Below are 20,513 nucleotides of genomic sequence, written 5' to 3'. Positions count from 1 at the left end.
GAAACCTCCCACTAGGAATAATTATTTTATATTTTACAAAAATTCATGCAATAGTTTTTATAAAAACATGTAAGAAAATATAACATTACTGGTTTTCGTTTACTATTTCAAATATGTATTCGCCAAAAAATCCAAAGCATAAAAAAGCGATGAATTTCATCAATCCAATGCTTTTGATTTTGCAAAAGAAAAACTCCATCCGAAGATAGAGTTTTAGATTCTAAATTAAAGTGAGTTAACATCAACCTTAATACCCACACCTTGAGTAGTGGTGATAGTAAGATTTGTTATGTAAGTTCCTTTTACTGTAGCTGGTTTAGCTTTTGCAATCACATCGTGGAATGCTTTGAAGTTTTCAAGCAACTTATCAGCGTCAAATGAAACTTTACCAATGATAGCTTGTACGTTACCTGCACGATCTGCACGGTAAGTAATTTTACCACCTTTAGACTCTTCAACTGCTTTTGCAACATCCATTGTTACAGTACCAGTTTTAGGGTTTGGCATCAAGTTACGTGGTCCAAGGATACGTCCAAGACGTCCGACAAGTGCCATCATATCAGGTGTAGCAATTACGACATCAAAGTCAAGCCAGCCACCGTTGATTTTTGCAACGAGGTCATCTTCACCAACGAAGTCTGCACCAGCAGCTTTTGCTTCTTCTGCTTTTGCACCACGTGCAAAAACAAGCACACGTTGAGTTTTACCAGTTCCGTTTGGAAGAACCATTGCACCACGGATTTGTTGATCCGCTTTTTTCACATCAATGTTCAAGTTATAAGCAACTTCTACAGTTGCGTCAAATTTTGCAAAGTTTGTTTCTTTTGCAAGTGCTACAGCTTCTTCTACACTGTATGCTTTTGTGCTGTCGATTTTTTCAAGAGCAGCACGAAGTTGTTTGCTTTTTTTAGCCATTTTCTATTCTCCTTGTAAGTGGTTCAATCGATTTTCATCTCCCACGTCCTTCTCGAAATGATGAAGTCTTGCGGGTTTGGGTGTTATTGATTAGTCAACAACAGTGAATCCCATAGAACGAGCAGTACCTTCGATCATACGCATTGCAGACTCAAGGTTTGCAGCGTTCAAATCTGGCATCTTAGTTTCAGCAATTTCTTGTACTTGTGCACGAGTAACTGTTGCAACTTTTGTTTTGTTTGGTGTACCTGATCCTTTTTCAACACCTGCAGCTTTTTTCAAAAGAACAGCAGCTGGCGGTGTCTTTGTTACGAAAGTAAATGATTTGTCTTCATATACTGAGATAACAACTGGGATAATCATACCAGCTTGATCAGCTGTACGAGCGTTGAACTCTTTTGTGAATCCCATGATGTTGATACCGGCTTGACCAAGCGCAGGACCAACTGGTGGAGCTGGAGTAGCTTTACCAGCAGGAATTTGCAATTTTACAAGTTTTTCGACTTTTTTAGCCATCTTTAAATCCTCCTTTGTGGTTTTGGCGGTAATGTAAGATTTTTACCTCCCACAAGTATGCTTCTTGCATACCTTTCTATTATACACTAAAACGACTAAATTGCAAGAAAAAATACTAAAAAAATTCTCTATTTTTCTCGATTTTTGTGGTAAAATATGTGTATGACATTATTAAAAATCGCATCTATTTTATTTATCTTTTTAACTATTATTTTAACCATTATTATTACTAAATTATTTCGCTTGAAACGATTTGGCTGGAATTTTGCAGATTTGGCTTTTCCACTTTTTGTGTTGGAATTCTATGTCATCTCTGATAGAGCTTTCTACCACAGTTTCTTGCCAGAATTAGCATTAGCCCTTTCTGCCTTAGCAATTGCCATTACTGTCTACTTTCTTCGAATTAAACGCAGTTTTTACTATCCTAAGTTCTTTAAATTTTTCTGGCGAGCTGGTTTTATTTTGACCTTCTTTCTCTACCTCGCCATGGTGATTGGCTTATTTTTAACAAAATAATAAAAAATATCGGACAGACTCATCTGCTTCCGATATTTTTATATTTAATATTTTGTTGAGAACTTATCAAATAGAGCAAATAACTTATTTGTTATGAATTGGAACAGTCTCATGAGTGATTCTAACATTAAGGAGAGAATGACTGTGAGGATAATGGTAATCGGTGAGATTTTGGATAACAAAAAAATAGAGTGAAATAACAAGCCCGAAATCACTAAGCCGATGAGGTTAAAGAGTACGACAATAGTTTTCATTCGATTGAGCGGCTGAATAAGCTTGATGATGATAATGAAACCAACCACTGCTAATAAGATAACAGATGATGTCGCAACTTCTTGCGTAGATAATCGAAAAATCCGACCACAAGCCATGACAATCAAAACGGCCAATAAATCAACAAAAGCTGCTGGTATCGCATTCTGTAAAACCGTTCTTATGAAACGCCCTCGAATGCGCTGCTTGTTGGGCTCCAAAGCTAACATAAATCCAGGTATACCAATAGTGAACGCACTAATCAAGGAAACTTGTGATGCTTGCAAAGGATAGGTAAAAGCAAACAAACTGGACAAAATAGCTAGTGAAATGGAAAAGATATTTTTTACAAGAAATAAACTAGCGGAACGCTGAATGTTATTGACAACCCTACGTCCTTCTGCCACAATATGCGGCATATGCGAAAAGTCAGAATCCAGCAAAACAACTTGTGCAATCTGTTTGGTAGCACCGTTGCCTGACTCCATAGCAATGCTGCAATCTGCAGTCTTCATTGCTAAAATATCATTTACACCGTCACCTGTCATTGCAACTTTATGTTGATTAGCTTGAAGTGCTTGAACTAATTTTTGTTTCTGTTGAGGGGTCACTCGACCAAAGACCGTATATTTTTCAACTGCTTGAGTGATTTTTTCATCAGTATCCAAGTTTTGCGCATCTACATAATTTTCAGCATGAGGAATCTCTGCTTTGGTAGCCACTGCAGCAACTGTGACAGGATTATCTCCTGAAATAACTTTGACTTCCACACCTTGAACATCAAAATATGAAAAGGTCTCGGCTGCATTTTCTCGAATTGGATTTTCTAATAAGATGAAGAGTAGGGGTTCTACTGTTTGAGTCAAATCACCTGTAAATGGTTGATCTTTTGATTCAGCAAAAACAAGAACACGTGAGCCGCTTTCTGCATATTGTTGAAAATAGCTGCGATATTCTTCCAACTTTTCTTTTAATACAAACTCTGGAGCACCTAAAATAAAATTGCCTTCTTTGAAAGAAATAGCACCAAACTTGGTCTTTGAACTAAACGGAAAGGTTTTCACTACGGTCCAAGCCTTTTCTACTACTTCTGAAACAAAAAAGTCTCGAATCGCTGCAATCGTTTCATTTTCATCTGGACTTGCTACCAGATATTGTTTAAGAGCTTCCTGCGAAGCATTCTTGTCTTGCTGAACAGAGAGTACTTGTGCAACTTTCATCGTATTTTCCGTAATGGTTCCTGTCTTATCTACACACAAAACATCTACACGAGAAAGAGACTCAATCCCCTTCATACTGTTTAATAAAACCTGCTGTCTTGCTAGACTAGCTGATCCCAAAGCCAGCGCTAGAGTCATCAAAAGATAAAGCCCTTCTGGAATCATCCCAATAATAGCTCCTACCGTGGAGACAATACTAACTTGAAAACTTTCGTGATTGGTCACATAACTTTGGAAAAATAGAAGAAGCCCTAAAGGAATAATCAAAAATCCAATCACTTTAACCAAATTATTGACCGAACGTACCATTTCAGATTCTTCTTTTCCAGAGACTTCTTTTGCTTTCAACGTCAGTTGATTGATATAGGATTCATCACCTACTTTTTCCAAGCGAGCATAGGCTTTACCAGATACGACAAAACTGCCTGACATAACTGTATCACTTATTTGCTTTGCTATTTCATCCGCTTATCCTATCAACTGTGATTCATTGACTTTCAATTCACCTGATACAATCTTAGCATCTGCATAGATTTGGTCCCCTGCCGAGAAAAGAACGATATCATCTTGTACTAAATCTTTTGTCTCTAGTTGGATTTCTTTACCGTCTCGCACTGCAATCGCTGTATAGTGATGAAGTAACTGCATGTTGCTCAATATTTTGCGCGCTCTAAGCTCTTGAACAATTCCAATCAAAGAATTGATAATAAGAATAGGTAAAAAAAGTAAATTATTCCATGATTGTACAATAACTAGCAACATAGCAAGGACAAAAAATATAAAATTAAAATAAGTAAACACATTCGACTGAATGATTTGCCAAGTTGTTTTTTCCGTGCTAACTATTACTTTATTGACTAAGCCTTTTTGAATTCGTTCTTCAACCTTTTATTGGCTAAGCCCTGTGTATATCTGTTCTGACATATAGCCTCCATTCACAAATCATATTAGTATTCTATCAAAAAAGTTATCCTTAGGTCATAGAAAAGTCATAAAACTGGAAAACATGAGATTTTTCATACCTTTTCTACAAAACTTTAAAATAGAACAGCTACAAAAAAATCCCAACAGAAATTTGTTGGGAAAGGATGTTACATTTTTTAAACCACACCTATTTAGTTTTAGTTATTCAATAAAACTTTTCTTGGCTTGGTGCCTTCTGCTGGACCGATGACACCCGCAGCTTCTAGCTCTTCCATGAGCCGAGTCGCACGATTAAACCCAACAGACAATCGACGTTGGAGCATTGAAGCACTCGCTTTTTGCGTCTCGATGACTAAAGCCTTGGCTTCTTCAAAGAGTGGATCTCCTTGTTCACTCTCACTACCTGAATCCATGTCATTCTCAGATACTTCGCCTGGGTCAAAATTATCATCATAATCTGCTTCGGCTTGATTCTTAACAAAAGTGACAATGCGCTCTACATCTTCATCGGAAATAAATGAGCCTTGCAGACGGACAGGATGATTTTCATCAATCGGCTTAAAGAGCATATCCCCACGTCCCAAGAGTTTCTCGGCACCATTTTCATCTAGAATCGTTCGGCTATCAGTTCCGCTAGAGACAGCAAAAGCAATCCGCGAAGGAACATTGGCCTTGATGAGCCCAGAGATAACATCAACAGACGGTCGCTGAGTGGCCAAAATCATATGAATACCAGCTGCTCGAGCTTTTTGTCCCAAGCGAATAATGGCATCTTCCACTTCTTTGCTGGCTACCATCATAAGGTCTGCCAACTCATCCACAATGACCACAATCAAGGGAAGAGGAATTTGTTTATATTCTGGTTGACTGGCATTGTACTCGGCTACTTTGGCATTGTAACCTGCAATATTGCGAGCACCGACCTTAGAAAATAGCTCATAGCGATTTTCCATTTCATCTACCACTTTTTGCAAAGCTCGGCTCGCCTTGCGCGGATTAGTCACAACAGGGATCAGCAAGTGAGGAATATCATTATAGACAGACAATTCAACCATTTTTGGATCAACCATCATGAACTTGACTTCATCTGGTCGTGCTTTCATGAGAATACTAGCAATAATGCCGTTGACTGCAACGGATTTTCCAGAACCAGTCGATCCTGCCACCAGCAAATGAGGCATCTTTGCCAAATCAAATGTCCGAACAGAGCCATTGACAGCTTTTCCTAAAGGAATTTCAAGTAATTTCTTGTCGTCTGTCTTAGACTGCTCCCAAAGCTCACGGAAAGTAACCGTCGCAATCTCGGAATTCGGAACTTCAATTCCGACTAAAGATTTGCCCGGAATAGGTGCCTCAATTCGCACATCTTTGGCAGCCAAAGCCAGAGCTAAATCGTCAGCCAGATTGGAAATGCGATTGACCCGCACTCCGACAGCTGGCTTGACCTCGTACTTAGTCACAGACGGTCCGATTTCAGCACGTTCAACGCTAGCACGAATGCCAAAACTAGCAAATGTTTCTTCCAAAATCTTGATATTTTCGCGGACAATTTTCTTTTCTTTGGATTGATTTTTAGGCTTGTCTGGCGCAAACAAATTGATTGTTGGAAGTTTGTAATCTAAACTTTCTTTGGGTGTGAAATTAACCTCAACATCTTCATCTGTGTTATCTTGCTGCTCTTCTTTGTGTTGTTTCTCAGACAAACTCTCATCATAATCATAAATTTCTGGCTCTGCTTCTTCAAACTGAATCGGCGTATGAGCTAAGACCTCATCATCTAAAATTTCTCCCGTTTCAGAATCAATTTGTGGCTCGTCTTGCTCTACCTGAATAGCATTCATCGCTGCTTGCGCAGCTTTTTCTTCTTTTTCGATAAAACGTTGCTGACGCTTTGCTTCTCGCTTCTCACTCCAAGTATGATAGGTTTCACTTAATTTTTCAAAAATATCATAAATCGAATATGGACTGATGAGTAGCGCCCCTAGCAATATTAAGAGGAGTCCGATAAAGTAGGTGCCAATATTTGAAAATAAAAAGGCTATAGGAGTATAGAGTGTCGCTCCTAATAAACCGCCACCAGCAAAAGCACTGACTTTAACAGCTGTCAAATCCGTTAAAATCCGTAACAAGGTTGTACTTAGAACCTGTCCTTTTAAATTTAAAACATTTACAAAATAAGCTTGAAACATAAGCAGCAAGCCAATAAAAATACTGAAAAAGCCTGATTTATACCCTTCATGCTTATTGACCCACTTAAAAAAGAAAAGATAAATGAGACTGGCTATAATAGCCATATAGGCTAAACTTCCTACTAACAATCGAATAAGGTTATATAGAGTGATTCCAACGGCACCCCATTTTAATGCTGCAAAAAGAAGCAAAAAAGCGATACCGAAAGTTGCAAGCATCCTCCGAATGGCTTTTTGCCGCTCCATTTCTGCTTTTGTAGGTCGTCTCGTTGTCCGACCTTTTTTACTATTTTTCTTACTTGCCATAAATTTTATTATACCACAAATTGAACACTAATCCAATGCAAGAAAAAAGCAGAAGCTCCATGCTTCCACTTTTGAAACAACATTGCTTACTTCCATATCACATCATCATTCCCATCATCTTCTGGCAAGACAAACCACAAAATCAAATAAGGGATTAGACCGATTCCATATACAAAAAATGCTACTCCCCAGATCAGTCGTACAATGGTAGGATCAATGTCAAAATAATTTGCTATACCTGCACAGACACCCGCAATTTTCTTATTTCGCACATCTCTTGTCAATCGTTTAGCCATTCTCTGTCCCTCCTTTATAAATCTATTATAACATAAATTTTTTACCATTAAATAAATATCATAAAGAATTTCCATGAACCAATTGTCAAATGTTCATCGTCAGCAAGATTAAAAAAGTTGCTGTTGCAGTTGACCTAAAATAAAGCGAGAAATTGGTCCAACAATCAGAAAATTCAAGGGAAACGCTACAATAAAATTGGTCAACCAAGCTCCAAGGTAATTGGTTACTGAAAGCGGCACGCCGTTAAAAAGCAGATCATAAAGAGACATCAATGAAACCATAATCAGAACCATACCACCTGAAACAACGAGGATCTTCTACCAAGGTTTATGGCGTTCTGTTAAAAAATTAAAAACAAGTCCCTTCACAACTGGTCCTGCCACAAGAAGGTCTAAGAGAAAAGTCTTTTATTTTGTCTAATAGGCTCATTGTTGCCCTCCTTATGTGTTACCCACGCGCAAACCTAGTATTTTAGCATTATCTAATACAAAATATTCGCGGTGTCGCATGTGTGGTCATCTTCTTTGATCACATTAGGATTGTCTGATTTGATAGTTTTCTCATCCCATCTGTACATCTTATGCTCCTCAACAAATATCTTGTTATTCTCTGTATTCAAATAATAAAAGCGACCTTGTGCCAACAATGACTGAAAACTATCAATCATTGTTACCTTTTTGAGTTTAGCTACTGGATGCCATCTGATAGCAAAGTCAAGATACATTTGATTACGCAAAGCACCCTCTGCGCTGTCGATTGTGTATTGCAATACTGGTACTTTATACTTATCCACAATCCGATTGATAAAACTGTTAATATCTTGCGATAGCTGGCTGGGCGCTTTCTTGACAATTTGACCAGCTGGTGAATAGTACCACGTATCAAGTAAGATTACCTTACCTTTAGCTGTGATACCAAAAGCACATACAGCCGTTGCTGACTGTTGATGTCCTCCGTCAAGCGCAAATGAGATACCTATCAGCTTATCATCACTCGGCAAAGTCTCAATAGCGTGAAACGTGCTCATGTTATACACGTTGTTACCTAGTCCGACTGCCTCGCCTAAATACAAGTATCTGTAATAGTCGTAATCATTTTCTTTGATACGTTCTATATCTTCTAGCATCTGATCAGTTACAAAGCCTAATTCATCATCAAGATAAGTGCTAGAGTGCGCTAGATAATTGTCATTAGTATTGACATCCTCAAACCATTCATTTATCCAACTATATGGATTTCGTGGTGGGTTGTAAGACCAAAAGAATTGTACAAATTTAGCGCGTGGATGCTTCTGCCGCATGAATGTTACGTTAGATTGGTCAAAATCTTCTCGGCTTGCAAACTCTGCCGCTTCTTCATACCAAACAGCTATCAGATTACCAATATCATTAGATTTGAGCTTTTGAAAGTCATCTTGACCGTAAAAGTAAAATGTTGAACCTGTTTTCTTGTGGATGATTTGAAACGGGCTGACTGTCTTTTTAAACTTATCACCAACTCCAAATAGATTTAAAGCCCACCAGATTTTATTAAACACGCTATCTCTAATAGTGTTAGCAACCTTACGAATAACCACTACATTTGCTGTCTCTCCAGTTTTTATATATCGCAACATCATATAGACTAGTTTCAACGCGATTACAGACGATTTGAAAGAGTTACGCCCGCCCTTTAATACATTGTATGGCAATCTTGACACCCAGACAGGCTTAAAATGAGGGTTGACATTCTTCTGAACATTAAAGGTCATCTGTTGCTCCCTCCACATCACCAGCCCATTCATCTATGATGTTAATAGGCGCATCAGTTATCTTATTATTCTCTGTGCGCTCCTTATTATCCAATTTGAGCAATTTAATGCGCTCTCTTTGTTCTTGAATGTCGTACTTATCTTTTGTATTGGTTAGCTTGATGATGTTTTCTGTGGCTTTTTGATTGCCCTTTACAGCTTGCTGAAATGTGGCAAAGGCTAACAAAGCCTCATTACTGCCATCCATTCCCATATCTTCAAGTTGCTTCTTGATATTTTTATCCGTTACGTCCAATGAGAGCAACGTTTCAAATGCTTTTTTGAGGTCAGCTTTTTTACGTCTGGCTTTGCCGCTGTTTATGCCACCTTTAGATGCAATCTTCTTTACTTCGTCTTTGCTTCGTTCGCTCATTGGCTTTAAGTTTCTAGTTCCATCTCTAGGCAATTCTGACCTCCTTTCAAACAAAAAAATCACAAGTATTTATTACTTATGATTTCATTTTATTTTATTAAAAAGGGGATGTTTTACGCTGTTTTGAGACAAAAAAATAAAAAGCCCCATTTCTGGAGCTTATCTAAGTAGTCGGACGGATTTGCACCGCCATTTCTCTATGATATAGAGCGTATTCCTTCTTCAAACCACTGCCCTACTTATCTATTTCTATTATCCCATATTCTTTGAACTCTTGCAAGTAATTTCCTCTCTCTGATGGTCAGATTTCTATCACCTTTTTCATTGTGATTATATCCTTTGTGTACATGAGGAATGATTTTCTTGCCTTTTATAGTATGCGGAGATCCTGTCACATCTATCTGTCGTTTTCTTTTATTTTTTCTATCATAAAAAGATATAGATTTTATTTTATTCTGCTTGTTCACGGTGGCATAAATACGCCCCTTAGTTCGTGTTTCCATGGGAGCTTTTGCTGAACCGCTAGTACTTCTGACAAATTTTATCTTGCCCGAACTATGTAATGTTTCATATTCTGTACCGTATTTATACTTACCAAAGCCAAGACCAATGCTTGCACCACGTCCACCCATGTTTTAACCTCTTTTTCGTTTATCAATATTTGTGCCAATCCCATTCATTAGAATTAACTACTCTTGATAGTTTCGGATTATATCCTTTAGAGTATTCACCAATAATTTTTCCAATATCATTTTTGGATTTTTTATCTAGGTTCTTATACCCTTTTTGGTTCGCCCATTTTGCTATTGCGTACTCTTCGTTATGAGCTAATATACCGTGAGTCAAGCTGCCATTTTTCTGGAACATTGTAGCAAATGACTTAGCTCCTCTAGGAGTGTTTTCTTTTCTATAAGCAAAATCACTAAATTTACTAATTTCTTTTGCTCTATTAAAGGATGGTTTTGAGTTATTTTTAGGGGCATCCCTTTTCTGCTCTATTTTAAAATATCCTGCTTTTATCAGTCTTCTCCGCTCAGCTCTGGTTATAGAAGGTTTAGATTTATAAAAATTAAAATAATGTGCAATAACTGAACCACACAAAAAGCTGATGTGAAAGGAAAATATTATGGGATTGTTTGCACAACGTTGTCCTTATTGTATGTCAACTGATATTGAGTTTATGAACCAAGAAAGAAAAGGTTTCAATGGTCTTGTAGGATGTATAGGTTTTCTGATAGCTTGGCCATTGGTATTGCTTGGCCTTGTTGGAAAAAACGGAAAAAACAATTGGCACTGTAAAAACTGTGGTAGAACATTTAAAGCAAAATAAAAAGTTTTAGTGGGGTGAAATTTTGGATAGACAAGAAGACTTGGAATTGTTGTCAGCGTCATCTAGCAGATTACTTGAGTTAATCAAGCGTAACCCTCAATATCATAAATCTTTAGGAATGGGGCAAAGTTTTTCAAACTATGTCAATCAACTCGAAAGAGATATTAAACAATATAGACGACGCTATAAAAAATATCTACCCGGTACAATTGTTTATGTTCACTTTGGAATGAATTTTGGGGAAGAATTTTCAAAAACACATTTCGCTATTACCCTATCTAAAAACGATCACAAAAAGAAAAGGACAATAACTGTTGTACCGCTTACCTCAAAGTCAGGAAAAGATAAACTCAAACTTGATTTCAATTTTTCAAGAGAATTATTTCATATGACACATCAAGTTGCGGTTGAAAATAGTAAAAAAGTAGACCAAACATTGCTCGATGAAATCAATTCAGCATTACCATCTAGAATTGAACCAACGACGATTCTTTTATCTTTCTTGCCTCTCATAAAAAGAAACCGCTCTCCATTCGTTCATTTAATTCTGTACTTGCTTCCACAGAAGAAGAGTTACATTTCAAAAAGCATTTAACTAGCCACATATTCAGACATTCTCACATCTCTTTGTTATCCGAGTTAAACCTGCCGCTTAAGGTAATTATGGAACGAGTAGGACACTCTGATCCAAAAACTACTCTAGCTATTTATAATCACGTCACAAAAAACGCAAGAAAGAATGCTATAGACGCTCTAAACAAGTTATAAACTTTTGCCCCTTTTTTGCCCCTCCTTGCCTTTAATCATGTTTCAGACAATAGTAAAACCCTTGATATTACAAGGGTTTTAGTTATATATACCATCATGCTACACATAAGGGCTGTAAAAAATAATAATTCCTTAAAATTCTTCGGCATAAAAACTCCATTTCTTTGTTGATAAACGCTATTTTAGCACAAAAAATTTTTTTCTCGTAAGCGAATTTACAAAACTTTTCATAAGAAAATATTTTCATACTCAAAACGATTGAGCTATCTTTACATCAAAAAGATAGTCCGATAGTACCTTTCAGTTAGCAGAGACAACCTCTCAAAAGATTTGAAAAAGGCTTTTACTTATAGTAAAATGTGAATAGTTCAACATTCAGAAAGGAAATCTATGAAAAAATTACTTATCTTAGGACTGGCTGCTGGTTTATTTTTGACAGGTTGTACCAATTTACAAAGAGCTATCAGAGGAAATGACTATGTAGACTCCAGTCTTGCTTCCGAATCCAGCTCAAAAGCAGCTGAAAAACAAAAAGAAGAGCAAAAAGCTGCTTTGACCGATAAAAATGCTCATTTCCCACAGTTGTCTGACAAGGTCGCTAACGATGAAGCGGAAGTGAAAATAACCACAACTGAAGGTATTATCTCCTTGAAGCTCTTTCCAAAATATGCTCCACTTGCAGTTGAAAATTTCTTAACGCACGCTAAAGAAGGTTATTATAACGGTGTAACTTTCCACCGTGTCATTAAGGATTTCATGATTCAAACAGGAGATCCTAAAGGAGACGGGACTGGTGGTGAGTCCATTTGGAAAGGCAAAAACTCTAAGATCGACTCTGGAAGTGGCTTTAAAACAGAGATTTCGTCTTATCTCTACAATATCCGTGGTGCATTAGCCATGGCTCGTTCTTCCAATCCAAATTCCAACGGTAGTCAATTTTTCATCAACCAAAACACCAAGGACAGTTCGAGTCAACTCTCTAGCACAATTTATCCTGAAAAAATTATTGAAGCCTATAAAAAAGGTGGAAATCCAAGTTTAGATGGAAATTACACTGTCTTTGGGCAAGTCATTTCTGGCATGGATGTCGTGGATAAAATCGCTACGACTGAGACAGGCGAAAACGACAAACCAAAAAAAGAAATCAAAATCGAGAAAATTGAAGTCATTAAGGACTATACACTTAAGAAATAATTACAAAACGAAGAAGCTGGGATAAAAGTCCGACCTCAAATATAAAAAGCGAACAAAACTAGTTTTCTGGTAATCAGAATTCTGCTTTGTTCGCTTTTCGCATTTAATTATAGATTTGAAGGGCTTAATAATTAAGATTTTTCAAAATTGAAATCTTTTTGTCCCAAACTCTCGTTTACTTTCTAGAATAAAACTCAATACGCAGTAGTTGAGCGCTCTATATGCACTGATGCTATCAGCTTTTACAGACTTACTCCTCATTTTCTTTATTCTCACATTAATTGATTAAAATCCCAAATCTGATCTACCCATCCTTCGTAGAAGTCAGGCTCATGGCAGACCATGAGAATACTGGCTTTGTACGCTTGGAGAGCGCGTTTGAGTTCATCTTTGGCATCCACATCGAGGTGATTCGTAGGCTCATCCAGTACTAAGACATTATTTTCTCGGTTCATCAGGAGACAGAGGCGGACCTTGGCCTGCTCCCCACCTGAAAGAACCTGGATCTGGCTTTCAATATGCTTTGAGGTCAGACCGCAGCGAGCCAGAGCAGCACGAACTTCCGCTTGATTGAGTGACGGGAAAGCATCCCAAACAGCTTCCAGAGGAGTCTGGCGATTACCACTAGCTGTCTCTTGCTCAAAATAGCCCAATTCCAGATAGTCTCCACGTTCTACTTGACCAGCTATTGGAGGAATGATACCTAGCAAACTCTTTAGCAGGGTGGTTTTTCCGATTCCGTTAGCTCCTATAATGGCAACTTTCTGATTACGCTCAAAAGTTAAATTAAGCGGTGAAGTTAATGGACGATCGTAACCAATTTTCAAATCCTGAGTTTGAAAGATAAAGCGCCCTGGTGTACGAGCCATTTTGAAGTCAAAGGAGGGCTTAGGCTTCTCGCCCTGCAGTTCAATCAGTTCCATTTTGTCTAATTTTTTCTGGCGGGACATGGCCATATTACGGGTCGCCACACGGGCTTTATTGCGAGCTACAAAGTCCTTGAGGTCTGCAATTTCCTTCTGCTGACGCTCATAAGCTGCTTCCAGCTGAGATTTTTTCATCTCGTAGACTTCTAAGAATTGATAATAATCACCAGAATAGCGGGTCAAGTTTTGATTTTCTACATGGTAGACGATATTGATTACATCGTTTAAGAAAGGAATATCATGGGAAATGAGCACGAAAGCATTTTCATAATTTTGCAGATAGCGCTTGAGCCAATCAATATGCTCTGCGTCCAAATAGTTGGTAGGCTCATCTAAGAGCAAGATGTCTGGTTTTTGAAGGAGAAGTTTTGCTAAGAGCACCTTGGTTCGTTGACCTCCAGAAAGAGCGGTGACATCCGTTTCCATACCGTAATCCATAACCCCTAAAGCACGAGCTACCTCATCAATCTTAGCATCTAAAGTATAAAAGTCTCGACTTTCCAATCGCTCCTGCAATTCACCCACTTCTTCCATAAGGACATCAACATCAGCTCCATCTTCTGCCATAGCCAGATATATATCATTGATCCGAGCTTCAGTCTTGAAAAGTTCATCAAAAGCAGTCCGCAACACATCACGCACGGATTGACCTTCTTTCAACACAGCATGCTGATCCAAGTAACCAGCTGTCACATACTTAGACCACTCAACCTTGCCTTCATCTGGCAACAATTGACCAGTTACAATGCTCATAAAGGTGGACTTTCCTTCACCGTTGGCTCCAACTAAGCCGATATGCTCACCCTTCAGCAGACGAAAGGATACATCCTCAAAAATAGCCCGGTCTCCAAAACCGTGGCTGAGATTTTTTACTTCTAAGATACTCATCTTTTCTCCTCTATCATTGATTACAGTTTCTTGATTATACCATCAAAAGGGATTTTTTGGCAAGGTAGAACAAATGAAAAGCGAGACTGCTTCATTCTCGCTTGCTTTCATCTAATTCAAATGATGGGTGTGTTTGGTAATCCACTGGGTTAGCTTGATATTAAGCCAAAAACCATAAATGCCAAAAGTAATGATCGTCAAGAGCCACCACTTCACCCAATTTCCAAAAAGCTGCATCGCAGTACCATCAAAATAGAGACGGTGTCCGTCAATGACTGTGTGCTTAATCTTCCAATTATACAGGATACACATGCCCCAAGGAGCACAGATACCCAACGTCATGACAGTAATCAAAATGGCTAAGATGACATGACCAATGTAAGAAAAGAGGCCACCGTCGAAATAAGATTCTTTATACACTATATTCTCCTTGTCTAAACCAATTCTTTCAGAAATTGAATCAGAGTGTCTGCTGAGCGCTTGCCAGCTTCATGAATAAATTCGTCAAAGCTAATATTGGCGTCATGAGAAGCTGTATCACTCATGGCCCGAATAACCATAAAAGGTAGCCCAATCGAATGCGTAGCCTGAGCGACGGCTGCGCCCTCCATCTCAACCGCTAGAACGTCTGGAAAGTGTCCTTTGATACGGTCAATCTTGTCCTGACTGGCAATAAAGCTATCCCCTGTTGCAATCAAGCCAACGCGACTTGTCTGATGTGTCTTTTCTAAAGTCTTTTTCATCTCAGAAACCAAATAACGGCTCGCTTCAAAATAAAGTGGCTGGCGTGCCATTTGTCCGTATTCATAGCCAAAAGCTGTTACATCTACATCATGGTACACTAGCCGGTCAGCCACTACAATATCGCCGATTTGCAAACCTTCAGCTACCGAACCAGCAGAACCTGTATTGATGACAGCCGTCACTTTAAACTCATTGACCAAAACAGCCACGCTCATAGCAGACATAACCTTGCCGATCCCGCTTTCCACCAGCACAACTTCATGACGACCGATATTTCCCGTATGATAAACATGCCCCAAACGTAAGTGTTTTTCGGCATTTTCCAAGTTTTCCACTAAAATTTTTAGTTCCTCAGGCATGGCCGCAATAATTCCGATTTTCATTATTTCCTCTCATTCTATCACAAAAAAAGCGAAAGTCGAGCTTATCGCTTTTTATAGCCAAATAATAGCAGCAATCAAAGCAATCAAAAGCAGGACAATCCAAAATAGAATTTTGTTTAATTTTGCTTGAAATACTCCACGTTTTGCATTTTCAATGCGTCGGCTTTTGGTTACCGTTGGTTCCACATCAATTTGCAGCGTATCTTGATTGAAGACACTATTTTGAGAGGAATAACCAAACTGGCTTCTAGGCGTTTTTAAAATTTTGGTTTCTTCCTCATCATGCAAAGGTGGACCTGAAATATCTTCACCACGATTTGCCCGTTCAATCATTTCATCTGTTAATAAAGGTCTTCCCATGAGCGTCCCCCTATCTTCGATTCATTTCCATTTCCCAATATTGGAGTGCAATAATAGTTTTTGCATCACAAATACCACCACTAGCAAGGAGAGCTTTCGCTTCTTCCAAGGTCACTTCATAGAGTTCTAACGTCTCGTCCTCATCTTGTGGACGAGGATTTTCAACTTTTGTCAAATGGCTAGCGCTATAAAGTCTGATTCGCTCATTGCAAAAGCCAATTGCCGAATAGAAATCATAGAGCAGTTCTAACTCACCTGTATAACCCGTTTCTTCTTCTAATTCGCGCAAAGCTGCAGCCTTTGGATCTGCATTTTCACCAACTTCTAACTTTCCAGCTGGAATTTCATAAGAGGTTGCTTCAATAGCTTTGCGGTACTGCCTGACCAAAATCATTTTGTCTTCTGGCGTTAGCGCAATAACTGCCACCGCTCCATTATGGAAAATCAAATCACGGTAAGCAGTCCCTTTTCCTGCTGGTAGCTGAACTTTATCCTTGACAAGGTTAAAAATAGGACCTTGATAAATTTCTGTTCGTTTTAGCGTTTTTTCTTCAAAATCCATAGCCGTTCCTACTTATTATCTGGATGATGTGGCAAGCGTTTTGCGTATTCATCTTTGTTAATCTGACGTCCACGTCCGATGGCAATAGCGTCTGCTGGTACATCCTTAGTAATGGTTGAGCCTGCACCTACAAGAGAATTGTCCCCAAGTTCTACCGGCGCAATAATGGTCGAATTAGAACCTACAAAGACATTGTTCCCAATGACGGTCTTAAACTTGTGCTGTCCGTCATAATTAACTGTAATTGTTCCAGCGCCAAAATTGACATTCGCACCCACTTCAGAATTACCAATGTAAGTCAGATGCCCAGCTTTGGTATTTTTACCGATAGAAGAACCTTTCACTTCAACGAAATTACCAACATGTACATTTTTAGCAAGGCTTGAATCTGGGCGAACATGAGCGTAAGGTCCCACCGTTACACCGTCTGCAACCGTAGACTCTTCAATCATCGAATTGGTAATAACCGTTTGTTCACCGATAACAGAGTCAACAATATACGTACCATTTGTCAGAATACTGCCTGCGCCAATTTTCGTTTGCCCTCTCAAGCTAACATTAGCTTCAATTTGTACTTCTGGGTCAATCTGTACATCTGCATCAATATAAGTCGCTTCTGGATTTACAAAGCTAACCCCATTCACCATATGAGCTTGATTGATTCGGCGACGCATAATACTTTCTGCCGTTGCCAATGCCACGCGGTCATTGACACCAAGACTTTCATCAAAATCTTTCAGAGTATAAGCGCCGACTTTTTCGCCATTCTCACGGAAAATGCCGATTACATCTGTGATGTAGTATTCTCCTTGCGCATTATTGGTATTGATATTTTTCAAGGCTTCAAAAAGACGAGCGTTATCAAAAACATACGTTGCTGTATTGATTTCCTTGATTTGCTTTTCAAAATCCGAAGCATCCTTTTGCTCCACAATTTTGATCACTTCTTCATGCTGATTACGGACAATCCGCCCATAACCAAATGGATTTTCCGCTTCTGCTGTCAAAATCGTTGCAACATTTTTGTGGTTGACATGAAAGTTAATCAAATTTTTCAGGCTTTCTCCTGTGATTAAAGGAGTGTCTCCTGCAATGACTAATGTTTGCCCTGCCAAACCTTCCAGCACAGGCTCTGCCATCATCACAGCATGACCAGTTCCTAATTGTTCCGTTTGACGAACAAACTCTGTCTGCCCCGCCAATACCTGCTCCACCAGCTCTGCCTTGTGTCCGACTACTGTCACAGTCTTTTCTGGTGCAATGGCAGCAACACTTCTAAATACGTGTTCTAACATCGAAATTCCAGCAACTTTGTGAAGCACTTTTGGTAAATCTGATTTCATGCGAGTGCCTTTTCCAGCTGCTAAAATAATTGCATAGTTTGTCATAATAGTTCCTTTTATCAAAATAAATTTATTTTATTATAGCATTTTTTATATCATTTGTTAAGATTCTCTCTGTAATGCTTTAATCCGCATCTTTTATATCGGATAAACCTTGCAAAACTCCTCCAAGACCACGCCCGTCTCCTCTGAGAAAGCTAAGCCGGCTTCAGCCATCCATTCCGTGAAGAGTTCCTCATGCACCTGCCGCCAGTAAGCCAAAGATTTATCTCCCTCTCCTTCTTTAAAAGCGTGCTCTGCAGACACTTGATTGAAAGGGACAACCGTTACCTTGGTAACTTTAATGATGCAGACAGCTTGACCTTGACCGTCTAAAATCACATCAAAGGTTCCTGCTTGAGGAATCGGCTCACCATCTATCTGATACAAATCGTAGGCAGAAGCTGTCGCACTCTTCTCTCTTTTCAAAACTAAATCCGCCAGCTGATCTGGCTCTACACCAAATGCCCAAGCATCAATGTCATCACCAATTGCGGGGTTGATTATTTTGTATTCATTCCATAATTGTTCTGGGGTCATGGTTTCTCCTATCTGTAATTTTAACTCATAAGATGGGTAAGCTCCTAAGCATTGATAACCTAGCTTTTCAGCTATTTTCTTTGAGGCTTCATTGTGGGCGTCCCAGAGCGGAAAAACGCCGCATTGCAGGGATGCCAAAATCATCTTCGCCCCAAGAACAGTAGCTAAACCTTGCTGTTGATAAGTCGGTTTTGTTGCAATCTCAATTTCAATGGCTTTTTGGTAGACAAGTGCTGTCGAGACCCCAGCGACGATTTCCTGACCCTTCCGGATCACAAAGCCAAAAGCTCCGCCTTCTTGAAAGTCTTTAAAAGTTGCAAAATTCCCCTGCAAATCCTGAGACCATTCTTCCTGAGCTAGTTCTTGATAGGTTCTTTGATCAATTGCCTCCATACAGAACTGCTCCGATAACTGCTCCACGATGTTTTTCAAAACCTTGTCATCAAAATCTGCCTCATCTTTAAAAGCATAACGGGTAAAAGGAGATAAGGCTGGACAAGAGGACAAGCAGCCTTGCCAAGAAGCCTCTTCAGATATGAGAATGCGGTAGTCTGGCTTACAAAAGTCCCTATAATCCGCCAGTAATGCCATATCTGCCTGCCCAGCCAAAAAGAGAAAATCTCCTTGTTCATACAAAACGGCAGTCTCGTCTTTATTTGTATAAAACTGCCCTAACTTCGCCTTCAAACTATATCTCACCATGTTCTTTTGCCAATGTTGGAAACATTCCTGCAGTCTTGGCTCAATGCTCACTGCTTTCATTCTACTTGCCTCTTCACTTCAAACTCCAGCCACCGTCAATCTTGACAATCTCGCCCTGCATGGACTGAGCTTTTCCCGAGGCGAGAAAGAGGGTCAACTCGGCAACTTCTTCTGGTTCTATCCAACGCTTGATGGGAGTTTCGTCTGCTACCCATTGGGCTAAGCCTCCCGGCTCAAAGTCCGTTGCTGTCATACTTGTTTTAACTGCGCCCGGTGCAATCCCAAAAACCTGCACTCCCTGCTCCGCATAATCCAGTGCCAACTGTTTGGTAAATCCTGCCAGAGCATGCTTGGAAGAAGTGTAAGCATGACCACCACCGCCAGCTAAGCTAGATGCAATTGAGCACATATTGATGATGATGCCTGATTGTTTCTTCAGCATCTGCGTCAGATAATAACGAGTTAGCTCTACTGGTGTTACATAGTTAATCTCGAAAATTTCTTGGATCTCCTGAGCAGTCTGCTCCAGTAAGGGCTTGTAGTCATCCAGCACTCCAGCTGTATTACAGAAGACATCTACTTGCGAACACCAAGCAAAAACTGGTTGAAGTCCTAACGTCAAATCTTGTTGAAGGAAATAAAAATCCCCTGTCAAACTTGGCTTTTCAGACCGGTCTACACCGTATACGCGCCAGCCATTTTCCAAAAAAAGCTGCGCCTGAGCCAGACCAATCCCTGAGCTAACACCTGTCACCAAAACCGTCCTAGTCATGGACTTCCACCCAGTCATCTGCTAATACGTCACAAGGCGTCGGACTCCACATGGAAAAGCCTTCTCCCTCGCCTGATACATTGATGAGAAAATAAGGCGTCACTTCAAGCGCCACTCCGTTCTGCTCAATACTGTCAAAAAGCTGGACATAATTCTCGGCACCGCCCCAGCCTGTGCGGACATATTTCTTTTTGGCTTTCAAACCCGGTAAAATTTCTTCAAATGTCATGATATACCTCTTTCTGCTTTTCATATTACTAGTATAGCAAAATATATTGCCAATCGCTGGTTTTTCCTTGCCTTTTGCTGTTACTTCTGTTAGACTAGCAAGAGTAAATGAATTTTGAGTGAGTATTTTTGTTTTTCATCTTTACTTTTTCTATTTTTTACGCAACATTTTAGAGAAAGGAAGTAAGATGTATGGCACAAGGTACAGTAAAATGGTTCAATGCTGAAAAAGGCTTCGGCTTTATTTCACAAGAAAACGGGCCAGACGTATTTGCTCACTTTTCAGCGATTCAATCCGACGGATTCAAATCACTGAATGAAGGCGAAAAAGTAACTTTTGACATTGAAGAAGGTCAACGTGGTCTTCAAGCAGTCAATATTACAAAATTAGCATAAGACAAGAAAAGGCTGGGCAAAAAGTGTCCCAGCTTCTATCA

General features: G+C 39.3%; 23 protein-coding genes and 3 pseudogenes. 6 read left to right on the top strand and 20 right to left on the bottom strand.

Annotated features, from left to right (window positions below; all coding sequences use genetic code 11):
• Nucleotides 1–225: 225 nt before the first annotated feature.
• Nucleotides 226–915, bottom strand: coding sequence for a 50S ribosomal protein L1 (gene rplA / locus HMPREF2933_RS06370; RefSeq protein WP_024051988.1), 690 nt, complete (start codon nt 913–915; stop codon nt 226–228).
• 90 nt (nt 916–1,005) lie between these two features.
• Nucleotides 1,006–1,431 carry a 50S ribosomal protein L11 gene (gene rplK, locus HMPREF2933_RS06365; RefSeq protein WP_003025466.1) on the bottom strand — a complete coding sequence of 142 codons (426 nt, stop codon included), beginning with the start codon at nt 1,429–1,431 and terminating at the stop codon, nt 1,006–1,008.
• 162 nt (nt 1,432–1,593) lie between these two features.
• On the opposite strand from rplK, the gene HMPREF2933_RS06360 reads away from it, so the two are divergent.
• Entirely contained in the window at nt 1,594–1,947 is a 354-nt protein-coding gene (locus tag HMPREF2933_RS06360; protein ID WP_042754001.1) for a DUF3397 family protein, read from the top strand.
• A 44-nt stretch (nt 1,948–1,991) separates the two neighbouring features.
• Here HMPREF2933_RS06360 and HMPREF2933_RS06355 read toward each other — a convergent pair.
• From HMPREF2933_RS06355 to HMPREF2933_RS06320, 8 genes and pseudogenes are all read right to left on the bottom strand, one after another.
• Nucleotides 1,992–4,292 (bottom strand): annotated as a pseudogene (locus HMPREF2933_RS06355) (HAD-IC family P-type ATPase).
• 248 nt (nt 4,293–4,540) lie between these two features.
• A complete protein-coding gene (locus tag HMPREF2933_RS06350; protein ID WP_070672649.1) occupies nt 4,541–6,838 on the bottom strand; it encodes a DNA translocase FtsK in 2,298 nt (765 codons plus the stop codon).
• An 86-nt stretch (nt 6,839–6,924) separates the two neighbouring features.
• Complete coding sequence (locus HMPREF2933_RS06345) at nt 6,925–7,134, bottom strand: PspC domain-containing protein (RefSeq protein ID WP_022525195.1); 210 nt, start codon at nt 7,132–7,134, stop codon at nt 6,925–6,927.
• A gap of 108 nt (nt 7,135–7,242) precedes the next feature.
• A complete protein-coding gene (locus HMPREF2933_RS06340) occupies nt 7,243–7,428 on the bottom strand; it encodes a DUF2798 domain-containing protein (RefSeq protein WP_042754003.1) in 186 nt (61 codons plus the stop codon).
• A 147-nt stretch (nt 7,429–7,575) separates the two neighbouring features.
• Nucleotides 7,576–8,885 (bottom strand): annotated as a pseudogene (locus tag HMPREF2933_RS06335) (PBSX family phage terminase large subunit).
• The gene (locus HMPREF2933_RS06330) at nt 8,875–9,330 is read right to left on the bottom strand and encodes a stress-induced protein (RefSeq protein WP_070672646.1); all 456 of its coding nucleotides are present in this window, start codon (nt 9,328–9,330) and stop codon (nt 8,875–8,877) included. The pseudogene HMPREF2933_RS06335 and the gene HMPREF2933_RS06330 overlap by 11 nt, the downstream one beginning before the upstream one ends.
• A 206-nt stretch (nt 9,331–9,536) precedes the next feature.
• Nucleotides 9,537–9,929: a hypothetical protein gene (locus tag HMPREF2933_RS06325; RefSeq protein WP_070672644.1), complete on the bottom strand. Its 393-nt coding sequence runs from the start codon at nt 9,927–9,929 to the stop codon at nt 9,537–9,539.
• A 22-nt stretch (nt 9,930–9,951) separates the two neighbouring features.
• On the bottom strand, nt 9,952–10,398 hold the full coding sequence (locus tag HMPREF2933_RS06320; RefSeq protein ID WP_024051994.1) for a hypothetical protein: 447 nt from the start codon (nt 10,396–10,398) through the stop codon (nt 9,952–9,954).
• 25 nt (nt 10,399–10,423) lie between these two features.
• Between HMPREF2933_RS06320 and HMPREF2933_RS06315 the strand changes: the two genes are divergently transcribed.
• From HMPREF2933_RS06315 to HMPREF2933_RS06305, 4 genes are all read left to right on the top strand, one after another.
• The gene (locus tag HMPREF2933_RS06315; RefSeq protein WP_024051995.1) at nt 10,424–10,627 is read left to right on the top strand and encodes a hypothetical protein; all 204 of its coding nucleotides are present in this window, start codon (nt 10,424–10,426) and stop codon (nt 10,625–10,627) included.
• A gap of 22 nt (nt 10,628–10,649) precedes the next feature.
• Nucleotides 10,650–11,222, top strand: a complete 573-nt coding sequence (locus HMPREF2933_RS06310) for a type II toxin-antitoxin system PemK/MazF family toxin (protein WP_101800867.1) — start codon at nt 10,650–10,652, stop codon at nt 11,220–11,222.
• Complete coding sequence (locus tag HMPREF2933_RS09760; RefSeq protein ID WP_083308047.1) at nt 11,123–11,395, top strand: tyrosine-type recombinase/integrase; 273 nt, start codon at nt 11,123–11,125, stop codon at nt 11,393–11,395. Before HMPREF2933_RS06310 ends, HMPREF2933_RS09760 begins: the two co-directional genes overlap by 100 nt.
• Nucleotides 11,396–11,785: 390 nt before the next feature.
• Nucleotides 11,786–12,589: a peptidylprolyl isomerase gene (locus HMPREF2933_RS06305; RefSeq protein WP_024051998.1), complete on the top strand. Its 804-nt coding sequence runs from the start codon at nt 11,786–11,788 to the stop codon at nt 12,587–12,589.
• Nucleotides 12,590–12,861: 272 nt separating this feature from the next.
• Here the strand turns inward: HMPREF2933_RS06305 and HMPREF2933_RS06300 are convergent, their stop codons facing one another.
• From HMPREF2933_RS06300 to HMPREF2933_RS06260, 10 genes and pseudogenes are all read right to left on the bottom strand, one after another.
• Complete coding sequence (locus tag HMPREF2933_RS06300) at nt 12,862–14,403, bottom strand: ABC-F family ATP-binding cassette domain-containing protein (RefSeq protein WP_024051999.1); 1,542 nt, start codon at nt 14,401–14,403, stop codon at nt 12,862–12,864.
• Between the two features lie 111 nt (nt 14,404–14,514).
• Nucleotides 14,515–14,823: a DUF898 family protein gene (locus HMPREF2933_RS06295; RefSeq protein ID WP_024052000.1), complete on the bottom strand. Its 309-nt coding sequence runs from the start codon at nt 14,821–14,823 to the stop codon at nt 14,515–14,517.
• 14 nt (nt 14,824–14,837) lie between these two features.
• Nucleotides 14,838–15,530, bottom strand: a complete 693-nt coding sequence (locus HMPREF2933_RS06290; protein WP_024052001.1) for a 5'-methylthioadenosine/adenosylhomocysteine nucleosidase — start codon at nt 15,528–15,530, stop codon at nt 14,838–14,840.
• 51 nt (nt 15,531–15,581) lie between these two features.
• A complete protein-coding gene (macP, locus tag HMPREF2933_RS06285) occupies nt 15,582–15,890 on the bottom strand; it encodes a cell wall synthase accessory phosphoprotein MacP (RefSeq protein WP_024052002.1) in 309 nt (102 codons plus the stop codon).
• A 10-nt stretch (nt 15,891–15,900) separates the two neighbouring features.
• Nucleotides 15,901–16,452: an NUDIX hydrolase gene (locus HMPREF2933_RS06280; RefSeq protein ID WP_024052003.1), complete on the bottom strand. Its 552-nt coding sequence runs from the start codon at nt 16,450–16,452 to the stop codon at nt 15,901–15,903.
• An 8-nt stretch (nt 16,453–16,460) separates the two neighbouring features.
• Complete coding sequence (gene glmU, locus HMPREF2933_RS06275) at nt 16,461–17,840, bottom strand: bifunctional UDP-N-acetylglucosamine diphosphorylase/glucosamine-1-phosphate N-acetyltransferase GlmU (RefSeq protein WP_024052004.1); 1,380 nt, start codon at nt 17,838–17,840, stop codon at nt 16,461–16,463.
• A gap of 93 nt (nt 17,841–17,933) precedes the next feature.
• Nucleotides 17,934–18,374 carry an ASCH domain-containing protein gene (locus HMPREF2933_RS10390; RefSeq protein WP_042754033.1) on the bottom strand — a complete coding sequence of 147 codons (441 nt, stop codon included), beginning with the start codon at nt 18,372–18,374 and terminating at the stop codon, nt 17,934–17,936.
• 39 nt (nt 18,375–18,413) lie between these two features.
• A pseudogene (locus HMPREF2933_RS10385) lies at nt 18,414–19,136 on the bottom strand (GNAT family N-acetyltransferase); the annotation flags it as partial.
• A 13-nt stretch (nt 19,137–19,149) separates the two neighbouring features.
• Complete coding sequence (locus tag HMPREF2933_RS06265) at nt 19,150–19,848, bottom strand: 3-oxoacyl-ACP reductase (protein WP_024052006.1); 699 nt, start codon at nt 19,846–19,848, stop codon at nt 19,150–19,152.
• Entirely contained in the window at nt 19,841–20,077 is a 237-nt protein-coding gene (locus tag HMPREF2933_RS06260) for a DUF2829 domain-containing protein (protein ID WP_024052007.1), read from the bottom strand. The genes HMPREF2933_RS06265 and HMPREF2933_RS06260 overlap by 8 nt, the downstream gene beginning before the upstream one ends.
• 191 nt (nt 20,078–20,268) lie before the next feature.
• On the opposite strand from HMPREF2933_RS06260, the gene HMPREF2933_RS06255 reads away from it, so the two are divergent.
• Nucleotides 20,269–20,472, top strand: coding sequence for a cold-shock protein (locus tag HMPREF2933_RS06255; protein ID WP_003032129.1), 204 nt, complete (start codon nt 20,269–20,271; stop codon nt 20,470–20,472).
• Nucleotides 20,473–20,513 lie beyond the last annotated feature (41 nt).

The sequence above is a fragment of the Streptococcus sp. HMSC066F10 genome (assembly GCF_001813805.1).
GTDB classification, from domain to species: Bacteria; Bacillota; Bacilli; order Lactobacillales; family Streptococcaceae; genus Streptococcus; species Streptococcus vaginalis.
This window is presented reverse-complemented; position numbering and strand designations above follow the sequence as displayed.

Bases quoted from the DNA above. Each gene is read 5' to 3' on its own strand.
- HMPREF2933_RS06305 (WP_024051998.1), top strand. From the start codon at position 11,786: ATGAAAAAATTACTTATCTTAGGACTGGCTGCTGGTTTATTTTTGACA.
- HMPREF2933_RS06350 (WP_070672649.1), bottom strand. From the start codon at position 6,838: ATGGCAAGTAAGAAAAATAGTAAAAAAGGTCGGACAACGAGACGACCT.
- HMPREF2933_RS06280 (WP_024052003.1), bottom strand. From the start codon at position 16,452: ATGGATTTTGAAGAAAAAACGCTAAAACGAACAGAAATTTATCAAGGT.
- HMPREF2933_RS06315 (WP_024051995.1), top strand. From the start codon at position 10,424: ATGGGATTGTTTGCACAACGTTGTCCTTATTGTATGTCAACTGATATT.
- HMPREF2933_RS06290 (WP_024052001.1), bottom strand. From the start codon at position 15,530: ATGAAAATCGGAATTATTGCGGCCATGCCTGAGGAACTAAAAATTTTA.
- HMPREF2933_RS06360 (WP_042754001.1), top strand. From the start codon at position 1,594: ATGACATTATTAAAAATCGCATCTATTTTATTTATCTTTTTAACTATT.
- HMPREF2933_RS06265 (WP_024052006.1), bottom strand. From the start codon at position 19,848: ATGACTAGGACGGTTTTGGTGACAGGTGTTAGCTCAGGGATTGGTCTG.
- HMPREF2933_RS06255 (WP_003032129.1), top strand. From the start codon at position 20,269: ATGGCACAAGGTACAGTAAAATGGTTCAATGCTGAAAAAGGCTTCGGC.
- HMPREF2933_RS06300 (WP_024051999.1), bottom strand. From the start codon at position 14,403: ATGAGTATCTTAGAAGTAAAAAATCTCAGCCACGGTTTTGGAGACCGG.
- HMPREF2933_RS06340 (WP_042754003.1), bottom strand. From the start codon at position 7,428: ATGGTTCTGATTATGGTTTCATTGATGTCTCTTTATGATCTGCTTTTT.
- HMPREF2933_RS06325 (WP_070672644.1), bottom strand. From the start codon at position 9,929: ATGGGTGGACGTGGTGCAAGCATTGGTCTTGGCTTTGGTAAGTATAAA.
- rplK (WP_003025466.1), bottom strand. From the start codon at position 1,431: ATGGCTAAAAAAGTCGAAAAACTTGTAAAATTGCAAATTCCTGCTGGT.
- rplA (WP_024051988.1), bottom strand. From the start codon at position 915: ATGGCTAAAAAAAGCAAACAACTTCGTGCTGCTCTTGAAAAAATCGAC.
- glmU (WP_024052004.1), bottom strand. From the start codon at position 17,840: ATGACAAACTATGCAATTATTTTAGCAGCTGGAAAAGGCACTCGCATG.
- HMPREF2933_RS06260 (WP_024052007.1), bottom strand. From the start codon at position 20,077: ATGACATTTGAAGAAATTTTACCGGGTTTGAAAGCCAAAAAGAAATAT.
- macP (WP_024052002.1), bottom strand. From the start codon at position 15,890: ATGGGAAGACCTTTATTAACAGATGAAATGATTGAACGGGCAAATCGT.
- HMPREF2933_RS06345 (WP_022525195.1), bottom strand. From the start codon at position 7,134: ATGGCTAAACGATTGACAAGAGATGTGCGAAATAAGAAAATTGCGGGT.
- HMPREF2933_RS10390 (WP_042754033.1), bottom strand. From the start codon at position 18,374: ATGACCCCAGAACAATTATGGAATGAATACAAAATAATCAACCCCGCA.